11 protein-coding genes are annotated in these 12436 nt (G+C 65.5%); 9 read left to right on the top strand and 2 right to left on the bottom strand.

All coding sequences use genetic code 11. The features are described from left to right. The first annotated feature begins 109 nt into the window (after positions 1 to 109). Positions 110 to 844, top strand: a complete 735-nt coding sequence (locus FDY95_RS11910; protein WP_138077985.1) for a hypothetical protein — start codon at positions 110 to 112, stop codon at positions 842 to 844. A 144-nt stretch (positions 845 to 988) separates the two neighbouring features. After that, positions 989 to 1432, top strand: coding sequence for an inner membrane protein YiaA (gene yiaA / locus FDY95_RS11905; protein WP_138077984.1), 444 nt, complete (start codon positions 989 to 991; stop codon positions 1430 to 1432). Positions 1433 to 1513: 81 nt separating this feature from the next. On the opposite strand, the gene FDY95_RS11900 is transcribed toward yiaA, so the two are convergent. Then, the gene (locus FDY95_RS11900; protein ID WP_138077983.1) at positions 1514 to 3658 is read right to left on the bottom strand and encodes a carboxy terminal-processing peptidase; all 2145 of its coding nucleotides are present in this window, start codon (positions 3656 to 3658) and stop codon (positions 1514 to 1516) included. Positions 3659 to 3931: 273 nt separating this feature from the next. On the opposite strand from FDY95_RS11900, the gene FDY95_RS11895 reads away from it, so the two are divergent. The 7 genes from FDY95_RS11895 to FDY95_RS11865 all read left to right on the top strand — a co-directional run bounded on the left by FDY95_RS11895 (position 3932) and on the right by FDY95_RS11865 (position 10194). Further along, positions 3932 to 4744, top strand: a complete 813-nt coding sequence (locus FDY95_RS11895) for a hypothetical protein (RefSeq protein ID WP_138077982.1) — start codon at positions 3932 to 3934, stop codon at positions 4742 to 4744. 72 nt (positions 4745 to 4816) lie between these two features. After that, entirely contained in the window at positions 4817 to 5497 is a 681-nt protein-coding gene (locus FDY95_RS11890) for a metallophosphoesterase (RefSeq protein WP_138077981.1), read from the top strand. Between the two features lie 53 nt (positions 5498 to 5550). Further along, positions 5551 to 5898, top strand: coding sequence for an MmcQ/YjbR family DNA-binding protein (locus FDY95_RS11885; RefSeq protein WP_138077980.1), 348 nt, complete (start codon positions 5551 to 5553; stop codon positions 5896 to 5898). 1 nt (position 5899) lies between these two features. Next, positions 5900 to 6358 (top strand): hypothetical protein, encoded by a 459-nt coding sequence (locus FDY95_RS11880; protein ID WP_138077979.1) that lies wholly within the window; start codon positions 5900 to 5902, stop codon positions 6356 to 6358. A gap of 131 nt (positions 6359 to 6489) precedes the next feature. Next, complete coding sequence (locus FDY95_RS11875; RefSeq protein ID WP_138077978.1) at positions 6490 to 7185, top strand: hypothetical protein; 696 nt, start codon at positions 6490 to 6492, stop codon at positions 7183 to 7185. Positions 7186 to 7603: 418 nt separating this feature from the next. After that, entirely contained in the window at positions 7604 to 8467 is an 864-nt protein-coding gene (locus FDY95_RS11870; protein ID WP_171025653.1) for a carboxypeptidase-like regulatory domain-containing protein, read from the top strand. Between the two features lie 56 nt (positions 8468 to 8523). Then, positions 8524 to 10194 carry an FAD-binding dehydrogenase gene (locus tag FDY95_RS11865; RefSeq protein WP_138077976.1) on the top strand — a complete coding sequence of 557 codons (1671 nt, stop codon included), beginning with the start codon at positions 8524 to 8526 and terminating at the stop codon, positions 10192 to 10194. Positions 10195 to 10235: 41 nt separating this feature from the next. Here FDY95_RS11865 and FDY95_RS11860 read toward each other — a convergent pair whose 3' ends face one another. Beyond that, on the bottom strand, positions 10236 to 12335 hold the full coding sequence (locus FDY95_RS11860; protein ID WP_138077975.1) for a tetratricopeptide repeat-containing sensor histidine kinase: 2100 nt from the start codon (positions 12333 to 12335) through the stop codon (positions 10236 to 10238). Between the last annotated feature and the right edge of the window lie 101 nt (positions 12336 to 12436).

Raw genomic sequence — 12436 nt, 5'->3', positions numbered from 1 at the left:
CACCCTCAAAAGCGCCTACCGATCCAACCGACTTACCAGGCGTTGCCCGGGCGCGGGCGGTGCTATCTTTACAGCCTCCATTGCTGCCGTACTCATTACTATCCGCGAAATGCGCTTACTCACCTCCCTCACCCTGGCGGCCACGGCCCTGCTGCTGACCAACTGCCACGACGTTCCCAACGAGAGCTTCGATGACCTGGTAATCCGGTACGACGCGACGGGCCGCTACCACACCGGGCCCACCATCTATGCCTCCAGCCCCATCCTGATATATACCCAGAACGGGGTCATCAACAACAAGGCTCAGGTGGACCGATTCCTGGCCCGCCGGCCCTGGGCGGCCGGCTACTTCTCGCACACCGACGTGCCCGTCGGCAACACCACGCTCACGCTGACGTTCCGCAGCGCCAACCGCGCCACGCTCACCACCACCACGCCCACCTCCGTCGACAGCATCCGCACCGAAATAACCGACCGGACGCCCGGTGCCCTCCTGCTCAGGCAGCTGGACACGGCCCGCGTGATGATGCCTATCACCACGGGCTGCATGACGCGCGTCAACCAGCTGGCCGAGGCGGTGCTCCAGGCCCGCCACGACAAAACCTGCCAGGCCATGCCGCCGGTGACGGGCTATTCGCAGTACTGCCAGGTGCGCCGCGTGCGCGTGCTCAAGGCCCGGGCGAAGGATCTGTCGATTCCGCTGTTCAGCTACCTGGTGCAGTCGGGCGGCTGCCAGACGGCCTACACGGGCGAGTGGAATATGCTGAGCGAAACCCTGCCAAGCCTGCTCGGCACCGGCGACACGGTGGTGGTGCAGGAGCGCGAAATTCCGCTGCTGCGCTAGCAGGCGGCAGTCCTCGTAGGCGCCTCGCCAAAAGTCAGATACACCGGGCTTTTGGCGAAGCGTCGGCGCGTCTGAGCCAGTATATTAGCCCGTACTAATGTCAACTGGCGGACGTAATCCTGTTTCCGCCGCAACTGCGCTGCCATGAACCAACAACCCTCTTCCGCTTTCGTCGGTGCCTCCTGGGCCGCCCTGCTCATCGGTATGCTGGCCTACATCGTCGGGCTGTGGAATGCCCAGATGGCTCTGAATGAGAAGGGCTACTACTTCGCCGTGCTCATGTACGGGCTGTTCGCCGCCATTTCGGTGCAGAAGAGCGTGCGCGACCGGCTGGAAGGCATTCCGGTGACCAACCTGTACTACGCCATCAGCTGGTTTTCCACGGTGCTGTGCGTGGTGCTGCTGATAGTAGGCCTGTGGAATGCCACCCTCACGCTCAGCGAAAAGGGCTTCTACGCCATGTCGTTTACCCTGAGTTTGTTTGCCGCCATTGCCGTGCAGAAAAACACCCGCGACAACCACCGCCCCGGCGACGACAAGGAGCCGCGCCGCGTGGAGGAACGCCCGCGTGTGGAGCAGGAGGCGTAGTCGATTCGCTTTCCCACAAACGTCAAACGCCCCGCCGCGAAGCTTCGCGGCGGGGCGTTTTTCATGAATGGGTAGCAGCGGCTACAACTCGTCCTGCAGCACGGCTACGGCTTCGCGCAGCGTCAGGTCCTTGCGCAGCGGGGCGATGAAGCGCTGGGAGCGGCCATTCTGCACACTATCGGCCGGGGCGGCGGTCAGGGCCGTCACGTTCAGGGCGGCGGTCTGCTGCTGAATGGTTTTGAACTTCTCGTTCAGGGCGCGGCCTTCCTTCTGCTGGGCGCGGTAGCTGGCTAGGCTCAGCGACTCGCGGGTTTCCTCGCGGCGCTTGGCCATGGTCTGCACCGCGTCGGTGAGCAGGCGGAACGAGGGGTTGGCGGCCACGCGGGCGTTGCTGGCGGCTTTGAGCTTGGCCACAGGCGGGGCGGCGGTCCAGGGCTGGAACTTGGCCGGCGTGATTTCGTCCCAGGGCAGCGGGTAGTCGGTGTCCTGCTCGCCGTCGGCCAGGGTGCTGTAGGCGTCGGGCACCATGATGTCGGGCGTGACGCCCTTGAACTGGGGGCTGGAGCCCGTCACGCGGTAGTACTTCTGGATGGTCATTTTCAGCGAGCCGAAGGGCTTGTAGGCCGCCAGCTCGGGGTTCATCATGTCGTCGAGCTCGAACACGCGCTGCACCGTGGCCTTGCCGTAAGTGGTGTTGCCCATGATGACGCCGCGCTGGTAGTCCTGAATGGCCCCGGCCAGGATTTCGGAGGCCGAGGCGCTGTAGCGGTTCACCAGCACCACCAGCGGGCCGTCGTACTGGGTGCTGCCGTCCGGGTCGCTCACCAGTTCGGCGGCGCGCTGCCGGCTTTTCACCTGCACCATGGGCCCGCCGGGCACGAAGAGGCCGGCCATTTCGGCCGCGTCGTAGAGGGAGCCGCCGCCGTTGAAGCGCAGATCGAGCACCACGCCCTGCACGTTCTGGGCCTTGAGCTTTTCCAGCTCCTGGCGCACGTCCTGGGCCGAGTTGCGCCCGCCGTTGCGGTTGAAGTCGGCGTAGAAGCTGGGCAGCAGGATGTAACCGATTTTCTTGCCGCCCTCGTTGATGACGGCCGACTGCGCGTAGGTTTCCTCGATGACCACGATGTCGCGGATAATGGGAATGACCTTGACGCTGCCGTCGGGCTTTTTCACCGTCAGGCGCACCTCCGTGCCCTTCTTGCCCCGGATCATCTGCACCACTTTATCGAGGCGCATGCCCTCCACGGCTACCGGCTCGGCGGCGCCCTGGCCCACGCGCTGCACCACGTCGCCGGCCTTCAGCTCGCCCTGGCGGTGCGAGGCCGAGCCCGGCACGATGTAGGTGACGAGGATCTGGCCGTCCTTCTCCCCCATCTGGGCGCCGGTGCCCTCGAGGCGGCCGGTCACGGCAATGTCGAAGTTGGTTTTGTCCTTGGGCGCGAAGTACTCCGAGTGCGGGTCGAAGGTATTAGCAATGGTGTTGGCAAAGGCGGTCAGGCGGTCGGCCTCGTCGGTCTGCAGCAGGTCGTTGAAGTACTCGTCGTAGTACTTCAGCACCTGCTTGCGGGCATCGACCTCCAGCTGGGCGGCGGTGCGCACCGGGGCCGACATGGTGGCGTCGGAGGGCTTGGCGCCGGCGGCGGCCAGGGCCTTGGTCTGCTGCCGCTCCTGCTCGTCCATCAGCTCCGAGAGGCGCGTCATGGTCTGGTACTTGAGCAGGCGGCGCCACAGGTCACGGCGTCCGGCCTCGTCGGCGGGGTAGCTGAGCTTGTCGGTGTCGGTTTCGAAGGTTTCCTGGACCGTGAAGTCGAAGGGCTGGGCCAGCAGCTCGCGGTAGATGGTCTGGGCCTCGCGCTGGCGCTGGTTGATGAGCTTGGTGCTCAGGTCCAGAAACTCGCTCTTGCCCTGCTTCACCTCGTTGTCGATGCCGGTTTCGTAGCGCTGCAGCTGCTTGATGTCGCTCTGCAGCAGGAATTTCTTGCCCGCGTCGAGGCGCTTGAGGTAGAGCGCGTACACGCGGCGCGAGAAGGCGTCGTCGATTTGCTCGGGCTGTACGTGGGCCACCGTCATGCCCTGGGCCACGGTGCCGAGCAGCACCTGCTTTTTTTGGGGCGGCACGCCGTCGGCCGGGGCTGCCGCGTGCGGGGTGAAGGAGCCGGGAATGGTCAGCAGAAAGCCCGGCAGCAGCACCGAGAAGAAACCGAGGGAAGAGCGAAAAGGCGCCATGCGGTGGGCGGGAAAAAGCGGAAACGAGGATGCGGGCGGGAGAACCGTAAGTATGCGCGGGCCGGAGGCAAACCGGCCGGCCCGGAGTGGCGCAACTTAGCTCCAATATAACTCACTTCATCTAGACACGCGTTGCAGGAGCGGGTTGCACCCCTCGCATGATCATGTTATAGGTGTTCTGCTCGGTTTCTGGCTGAGCTGCCGGGCGCGGGCGGCGCGGCAGTTGCTGCCGTGGCTTCGGCGCGTAATTCTTACCGGCTATTTTTCCGCTCTATGTTTATTACTCCCCAAAATGCCCGCTCGTATTTCGGCGCTGAAATGCCGGCCCAATTCCTGGCGGGCGTGTACCAGCTTCAGGCTGCTGCATCCACGTACGGCACCACACTGGAGGATATTGCCTGGGACCTGTTTGGCGTAGTAGAGCTTGGTGGTTACTCGCTACGGTACTCGCAGACGCCGCCGGAGCTGTTTCCTTTCGCCCGCACCGGTGGCGACGGAATTCACTACGGTTTCGTGATGCACGAGGAAGGCCACCCATCCTACCCGGCTGCGGAAATCTGCCCAATGGATAGCGACGGCGCCATCTTGCTAGCCCACAACCCACAGGAGCTGTGGCAAAATTTGCTTGAGGAAGATGCAGACGTTCGTGCCCGGTATGCTGGTTTGCTGCAAACGCTCGGGCTCGAAGCCATTGCCACTCAAAAGCAGCGCTGGCGGTATTTTGAGGCTAAGTTTCGTGCGCAGCCAGCGGCTCGCGCGGGCTGGCACTGGCAACCGACTTCGGATGGCGTCGGCGTATTTGCGCCCGACCAATACTTCAGGACCCGGCACCGCTCTTACAATCCGAGTGCTGCTGATGAAGCCGCCGATTTTCAACAACTCGCCGATGACTGCCGCAACGAGGCCTTGTATGGCTCGCAGTTGTATTACCTGAAAGAGGCATTCTGGCACACCTGGGCCACGAGCCACGAACGAGCCGTCGAGCTTTTGCAAGCCATGCTGCTGCCTTACGAGCAACTCGGGCGGGCGCACTTGCATGCCGTAACCCAGCGCCTGATCCAGGACTTTCAATTGGGCCGCATCTGATGCTTTTGCCGTTACGCCTGCTGCGCACCATCCGCCTCAGCCCCGGCTGCTGAAGCCGCGTAAAAGCCACCCATGGAAACCTACGTCCTCGGCGACATCCACGGCGCGGCCCGCGCCCTGGCGCAGGTGCTGGAGCGCAGCCCCTTCCGCCCGGGCCTCGACCGGCTTATTCAGCTCGGCGACGTGGCCGACGGCTGGCCCGAAACGCCGCGCTGCGTAGAGCTGCTGCTGGCCATTCCGAACAGCATCTGGCTGGCCGGCAACCACGACTGGTGGACGGCCGCGTGGATGGCCACCCAGCCCGCCGCCGCAGACGTCAGCCCGAGCTGGCTCAGCCAGGGCGGGCGCGCCACCTACGACGCCTACCGCACCGGCCCGCCCGAACGCCTCGACCGCCACTTCAACGCGTTTTTCGGCCAGCAGCAAACCTACCACGAGGACGAGCTGGGCAACCTCTACGTGCACGCCGGCTACGACCCCACCCTACCCATAGCCGAGCAGGACCCCTTCGATTTGTTCTGGACGCGCGAGCTGTGGCAGCAGCACCAGCGCGCCGCGGCCTACCACGAGTGCTTTATCGGCCACACGCCCACCTGGCCCGCCCACCCCGCGCCCGAGCAGCACCAGAACGTGTGGAACGTGGACCAGGGCGCGGGCTACGGTGGCCGCCTCACCCTGCTCAACGTGCGCACCAAGCAGTACGTGCAGAGCGACCCGGTGCCGGAGCTCTACCCCGGCATTCAGGGCCGGTAGCGCTGCCTACTGATTGGGCGGTGCGAGGTAGCTTTGAACTTTCGTGCCTGCTCATGACCATCGAAGACCTGCAAACCCTCTGCCACCAGCTGCCCGGCGTCACCGAAGACATCAAGTGGGACCATCACCTGTGCTTCAACGTGGGCGGGAAGATGTTCCTTATCACCTCCCCCGACGAGGTGCCGCCCACGGCCTCGTTCAAGGCCACGCCCGAGCAGTTCGAGCAGCTGATCGGGCAGCCCGGGTTTGCGCCGGCCTCGCACCTGGCCCGCTACCACTGGGTGCACCTCGACGACGTAGCCCGCCTGAACCCGACGCGCTGGGCGCAGCTCATCCGCGAATCGTACCGGCTGGTGGTGGAAAAGCTGCCCCTGAAGGTGCGCAAGCAGCTCGGCGCCTAAGATGCGGCTGCTCCGACTCCTGGGCGTCGTCGCGCTGGCCTTTGTGCAGGCCGTGCTGGCCCTGCTGCACTACCTCGTGTCGCACACCTTCGGCGAGGCCGCCGGGCTTTCCCGCCCCGAGCCCAGCGAGCGGGCGTTGTTGGCGCTGCACGGCCTGAACGCAGCCTACCTGTTTGTCGTCGCGCTGGGGCTGCTGCGGCCCCGCCCGAAGGACCTGCCCCGCCCCGGCTGGGCGGTGCGCAGCAGTACGGTGTTGCTGCTGGTGGCCAACCTGGCCTACTCGGTTTTTCACCTTTATCTGTTTTATCAGCTGGTGCACGAGCCAGCCGGCGGGCACCGGCGCCGCGTGCTGCTCACCCTCGGCGGGCAATGGCTGCTGACGCTGCCGGTGCTGGCGCTGCTGGCCGCGGCGCTGTACCGGCAGCGCCTGGCCGCGCGGAGAACCAGCCTTGAGGCCTAAAAATCCGGGCTGGCACTAGTATAAATACCGCGCTGGCACGGGTACCCCCGCGTTGGGCGGGCTGATACCTTGCACCCGGTTGGCCCCGCCCTTGGTCGGGCCTGTTTGTTCACCGGTTAAGGTTATTGCATATGCCTGCCTACCAGCTGTATTTCGACAATTTCTTCACGACGCTGCCCATCTCCCGCGTCAACTTCAAGGCCCTGGGCACGGCAGTGCTCACGGCCCTGCGCGAGGCCGAGCTGCCGGCCGTTTTCGCCCCCCACCTCACGGAGCTGGCCGCCGCCCTCGATGCCTTCGAGGTGAGCCTGACCGAGGCCGGTGGGGCCACGGCCGGTAGCACCGAGGCCTTCCGGGCAGCCCGCAAAGACTGGCTCACCTTCGTCGACGACACGATGAAGGACTACGTGACGCCCCGCCTGCGCAAGCTGCCGGTGTACGCCGACTTTCGGCAGTACCAGAAGAGCCGCTTGGCCCGGCTCGATCAGGTCAACCTGCTGCAGCAGTCGAAAAGCCTGCTGGCCCTCTACGAAGCCCACTACGAGGCTCTGCACTACCCCGCCCTGCCCGCCGACGCCCGCGCCGTGTACCAGCAGCTAACCCAGGCCGACAACGCCCGCACCATCACCGAGGCCATCATCGACGCGGCCCGCGTGTCCATTTCGGGCGACTGGCTGCGGCTGGCCCGCGCCCTGCGCCGCGTGAAGGCCCAACTGGAGCTGCACTTCGACGAGCCGGCCGCCGTGTACCGCTTTTTCGACTTCGGCAAGGTGCGCAAGTACAGCCTCAAGTCCTCTGCCCCGGTAGCCCGCGCCTCGGCCGCCTAAGCTGGAGCTCTTGTTTGGTTGTGCGTAGCGGCCCGCGAGTACTCGCGGGCCGTTGTTGCATTAGCCGCAACCCCGCCCCGCCTACTCACGACGGGCTCTTGCAGATTGCCAAGGGCTTCATGAGTACTCGTGGAGGGGTTTGTTGATTTGATTAGACTGTCATGAGTACTCGTGACAGCTTTTGCTGATTGGAAATATGTCTCGTGAGTACTCGTGACACCCAACTACGGCGCACAAAGGGCTTCATGAGTAGCCGGGAGGCGCCGCCGTAGATTGTGCAGCCTTACAGGTTTGCTCACGGAGCGTTTTGGGCGCCAGGGCCGTTCGTTATTTGCCTTGCCGACCGTTTTCGGGAGTACTGGCTTGTGTAATTGCGTAGATGGCGGCATCCAATAGCCGAACCTTGTTGGCTATTCCCATGCAGCTGCTTTTTGTCTTATGCCTCAGCTTACTGCTGAGTATGCCCCTGCTAGCGCAACGCACCATCGTCGGGCGGGTGACGGACCGTTTTACTGGTGAAGGAATACCTGGCGTTACGGTGATGCAGTGCCGCAGTGACAACGCCACCAGCACTGCTACCGACGGCACGTTTTCACTAAAGTGCATGCCCGCTGACAGTACGAGCATTTCATTGAGTTTCTCATCTATCGGCTACATAACCGCCGAGCAGCTGGTAGTCACTACTGATTCAGTCCGTGTAGCTCTCAGCGGCGGCACACGGTGCAACCTAGCTCCCGATGCAATTATTGAGTTGGTCAGCGGATTACGTCACACACCGTTTGGCGGACGGCTCCAAGTATATGGCTACCGGTTTTCTTTGCCGATGCGGGCTACCATTGGCTATCAGACTGATTTTCGGCGTAATTTCCAACAGCACCTCCAGCTTGAATGGCTCGGTCTGCACGTTAGCCGCTTAGGTACTTTCGATATAGGCATCCGTCAGCAAGCTGTGCGCAATACCCCCTCAGCGCTCCAATTCAGAAGCCATAGCCTAACGGTGGAGGCCGATTTCTACCACCGTCTACCCGTATTGCTGCTGGGCGTCGGACGTGCCCGGATCATCGATGAACGGAGCACGGGTTTCGGTTATGAAGGTGGTATCCGGCATTATTTTCAACCTTCCCGTCTCACGTTGCAGCTTACGGCTACGCGGTGGCCGGGCTACTGGCAATGGCAGGGCGAAATTAGTCGCAACGTCCAGCGGCTGCGCGTTGCGCTACTGCTTAACGCGGTGGACCAATACGCGCAGCTAAGCGCCAGTCTGGGCTACTCGCTTTACTGAAGCGTCGGTGCGGAGAAGTGTGTAAGTTGGCGGCCTCACTCCTACCGCGCATTCCCATGACTTCCCCCACTTCTACCGCCGAAGCCGACGTGCTCATCATCGGGGCCGGGCTGGCGGGCCTAGTGGCTGCCTGCGAGCTGACCGACGCCGGCCGCCGCGTGCTGCTGCTCGACCAGGAACCCGAGCAAAACCTCGGCGGGCAGGCGTTCTGGTCGTTCGGCGGCCTGCTGCTGGTCGACTCGCCCGAGCAGCGCCGCCTTGGCATCCGCGACTCCTACGAGCTGGCTTGGCAGGACTGGCTGGGCACCGCCGGCTTCGACCGGGAAGAGGACCATTGGCCGCGGCGCTGGGCCGAGGCCTACGTGCAATTTGCGGCCGGCGAAAAGCGCAGCTGGCTGCGGCAGCGCGGCATCCGCTTCTTTCCGGTGGTGGGCTGGGCCGAGCGCGGCGGCTACGGCGCCCTGGGCCCCGGCAACTCGGTGCCGCGCTTCCACGTGACCTGGGGCACCGGCCCGGCCGTGGTGGCGCCCTTCGCGGAGCGCGTGCGCGAAGCGGCCCGGCGCGGCCTGCTCACCTTCAAATTTCGGCACCGCGTGAGTGAGTTGCTGGTGCAGGGCGGCGCGGTGGTGGGCGCCGGCGGCGAAGTGCTGGCCCCCAGCGAGGCGGAGCGCGGGCAGCCCACCTCGCGCGAAGTGGTGGGCGACTTCACGTTTCGGGCGCAGGCGGTTATCGTCACGGCCGGGGGCATCGGGGCCAACCACGAGCTGGTGCGCCAGAATTGGCCCGCCCGCCTCGGCGAGCCGCCGCGCCGCCTGCTCTCGGGCGTGCCCGCGCACGTGGATGGGCGCATGCTCGGCATCACCGAGCGGGCCGGCGGGCGCATCATCAACCCCGACCGGATGTGGCACTACACCGAGGGCATAGCGAACTGGGCACCGATCTGGCCGCAACACGGCATCCGCATCCTGCCCGGACCCTCCTCGCTTTGGCTCGATGCACGGGGCCGCCGCCTGCCCGGCCCGCTCTACCCCGGCTTCGACACGCTGGGCACCCTACAGCACCTCATGCACACTGGCTACGACTACTCGTGGTTTGTGCTGACGCAGAAGATTATCCGCAAAGAGTTTGCCCTTTCGGGCTCGGAGCAAAACCCCGACCTGACCAACAAGAGCGTGCTGCAGACCTTCGGGCGGGTGCGCGGCGGGGTGCCCGGGCCGGTAGCCTCCTTCATGCAGCACGGCGCCGATTTTGTGGTGCGCGACACCCTGCCGGCGCTGGTCGAGGGTATGAACGCGCTGACAGGCGGCGAGCCGCTGATTGAGCTGGCCGCGCTGGAGCGGGAAATTCGCGGCCGCGACTCGCAGCTGACCAACCCATTCGGCAAAGACGGGCAGATTACGGCCATCCGCGGGGCCCGTGCCTACCTCGGCGACCGGCTCGTCCGCACCGCCCCGCCTCACCGCCTGCTCGACCCCAAAGCGGGCCCGCTCATTGCCGTGCGCCTGAACATTCTCACGCGCAAAACCCTCGGCGGCCTGCAAACCGACCTCAGTAGCCGCGTGCTCGGCCTCGATGGTCAGCCGGTGCCGGGCCTCTACGCCGCCGGCGAAGTGGCCGGCTTTGGCGGCGGCGGCATGCACGGCTACCGGGCGCTGGAAGGCACCTTCCTGGGCGGCTGCATCTTCTCGGGCCGTGCGGCCGGCCGGGCGGCGGGCGGCGCCAGTTAATCCGACCTATCTGGCTGCCTGGGCCAGCTACGGCCGCGGCCTTACGCCATTATCGGCGCTACGGCGGGCACGGGCAGCGTCACCACCAGCTCGGTGAAAGCGCCGGGCTCGGTGTGCAAGGTGAGCGTGCCGCCGAGGCTGTGCACGATGTCGCGGCTCAGGGGCAGGCCCAGGCCGGGGCCTTCGTCGGCGGGCTTGGTGCTGAAAAACCGCTCAAACACATGTGGCTGGGCTTCGGCCGGGATGCCCAGGCCGTTGTCGCGCACACAGATACGCACCTGCTGCGGGCCGGTACGCTCGGTGGTCAGCATCACCTGCGGCACGTATTCCGAGGCGTCGTCGGTGGCGGCGTCGGTCTGCTGGCGGCGCTCCTGCACGGCGTAGAAGGCGTTGGCGAACAGGCTGATGAGCACGCGCCCCAGGTCGTGGCGCACCACTTCCACGGTGCCCACGGCCGGATCGAGGCGGGGCAACAGGGCCGCGTGGAAGTTGCGCTGCTTGGCGCGCATGTCGTGGTAGGTCAGGCGCAGGTAGTCTTCGGCCAGGGCGTTGAGGTCGGTGGGCTGCCTGGCGGCCGGCTGCGAGCCGCCGTACTCCAGCATGCCGCGCACGATGCTGCCCGCCCGCTGGCTGTGCTGGCTGATTTTGGCCTGGTGCCGGGCCAGAGTCAGCAGCATTTCATCGAGCAGCTCCAGGTCGGCGGGCTGCAGCTCTTCGCCCTTCACCAGCTCCTGCCGCAGCTCCTGGCACAGCTGCTCGCTCACGCCGGCCAGGTTGCGGATAGCCTGCGCGGGCTGCTGAATCTCGTGGGCCACGCCGGCCATCAGCTCGCCCAGGGACGCCATTTTTTCGCGCAGCATCAGCTGCTGCTGGGCGGTGCGCAGCCCCTGCAGCATTTCGGCCAGCCGGTCGCGCTGGGCGGTCAGCTCCTGGCTCTGGTGGGTCACCTGGGCGTTGAGGCGCTGCAGCTCGGCGTTGGCCAGGCGCTGACGGCGGTTGTGGTAGCTCAGGCCGAGCACCAGCAGCACCAGCACCCCCAGGCCGCCCCACAGGGCGTAGTTGCGCAGGCGGGCGGCGTAGTCGGCCCGCTCATTCTCCAGTTGCTGCAGGCGCTGCTGCTCGGCAAAGCCGATGGCGTCGAGCTGCTTGATGCGCTGGGGGTTGTAGAGGCTGTCCTCGGCGGTTTGGCGAATCAGCAGGTACTTGAGCGTACTGTCGCGCTGGCGGCGGGTGGCAAAGACATCGGCCAGCAGGCGGCTGGTGCGCACCACGCCCACCACGTAGGGCAAGGTCTGGCCGGTTTGCAGGGCCCGGCGGGCGTAAAAGATGCTCGAATCGGCCTGCCCCCGCTCGTGGTACAGCTCGGCCAGGTACTGGTAGGCCCGGCAGGCGCTGCGCCGGTCATTTTCGGGCAGGGCGGCGCGGGCGCTGCGCCGGTAATAGTCGATGGCGGAGCTGATGCGGCCTTCGGCAGCCTCCAACAGCCCCATTTCGCGCAGCACGTAGGGCAGCGGGTTACCCCAGTAGCTTTGGGCAATGGTGCGCGAGCGGGTGGTCAGCGCGTAGGCTTGGTTCAGGAAATACGCGGCCGAATCGAGCTGCCCGCGGCCGACGTAGGTGGAGCCCAAGTTGGTGAGTACGCTCACCAGTTGCGAGTCGTCGAGGTGAGGGCTGTGGTCGTAAATGGCCTTGGCGCGGAAGTAGTAAGCCAGCGCGGGGCGGTAATCGTCGAGGGCCTGGTAGAGCAGGCCGGCCTGGTTGAGGGTGCGGGCCGTGCCGTCGGCGTCGCGGGCCAGCTGGTGCAGGTCCAGGGCCCGCAGGTCGGTGCGCAGGGCCTGGGGCAGGTTGCCGCGCTCGGCCTGCAGCAAAGCCAGGCGCGAGAGGCAGCGCCCTTCTCCCTTGGCGTAGCCAATGCGCCGGGCCAGCGCCAGGCCCTGGCTGGCGTAGTAGCGCACCGAATCGTAGCGCGAGTAGCGGAAGGTGGCGCTCAGGTCGGCCAGCAGCAGCACCCGGGTAGTATCGGCCGTGGTGCGGGCCAGGGCGCGGCGCAGGGCAGGCGTCTGCGGGCTTTGGGCGTGGCCCGAGAGCATCAGACCACCCCAGAACAGTAACCCAAGTAACAGCGCGCGGCAACACTTCATGCTTGAAAATTAGGCAATAACAAGCATTCTATATAAGACCTTGTGCGGCAGGCCGTAGATCCAGGCGCGTATACCTGGCCGGGGCCTTTGTGGGCGCTTCC

The sequence above is a fragment of the Hymenobacter jeollabukensis genome, assembly GCF_005771675.1.
In the GTDB taxonomy this organism is placed as follows: Bacteria; Bacteroidota; Bacteroidia; order Cytophagales; family Hymenobacteraceae; genus Solirubrum; species Solirubrum jeollabukense.
The sequence above is the reverse complement of the archived record's forward strand: the minus strand, read 5'-3'. Positions and strand labels throughout refer to the sequence as shown.

Bases quoted from the DNA above. Each gene is read 5' to 3' on its own strand.
- FDY95_RS11885 (WP_138077980.1), top strand. From the start codon at position 5,551: ATGACCATCGAAGACCTGCAAACCCTCTGCCACCAGCTGCCCGGCGTC.
- FDY95_RS11910 (WP_138077985.1), top strand. From the start codon at position 110: ATGCGCTTACTCACCTCCCTCACCCTGGCGGCCACGGCCCTGCTGCTG.
- FDY95_RS11890 (WP_138077981.1), top strand. From the start codon at position 4,817: ATGGAAACCTACGTCCTCGGCGACATCCACGGCGCGGCCCGCGCCCTG.
- FDY95_RS11870 (WP_171025653.1), top strand. From the start codon at position 7,604: ATGCAGCTGCTTTTTGTCTTATGCCTCAGCTTACTGCTGAGTATGCCC.
- FDY95_RS11900 (WP_138077983.1), bottom strand. From the start codon at position 3,658: ATGGCGCCTTTTCGCTCTTCCCTCGGTTTCTTCTCGGTGCTGCTGCCG.
- FDY95_RS11880 (WP_138077979.1), top strand. From the start codon at position 5,900: ATGCGGCTGCTCCGACTCCTGGGCGTCGTCGCGCTGGCCTTTGTGCAG.
- yiaA (WP_138077984.1), top strand. From the start codon at position 989: ATGAACCAACAACCCTCTTCCGCTTTCGTCGGTGCCTCCTGGGCCGCC.
- FDY95_RS11865 (WP_138077976.1), top strand. From the start codon at position 8,524: ATGACTTCCCCCACTTCTACCGCCGAAGCCGACGTGCTCATCATCGGG.
- FDY95_RS11875 (WP_138077978.1), top strand. From the start codon at position 6,490: ATGCCTGCCTACCAGCTGTATTTCGACAATTTCTTCACGACGCTGCCC.
- FDY95_RS11860 (WP_138077975.1), bottom strand. From the start codon at position 12,335: ATGAAGTGTTGCCGCGCGCTGTTACTTGGGTTACTGTTCTGGGGTGGT.
- FDY95_RS11895 (WP_138077982.1), top strand. From the start codon at position 3,932: ATGTTTATTACTCCCCAAAATGCCCGCTCGTATTTCGGCGCTGAAATG.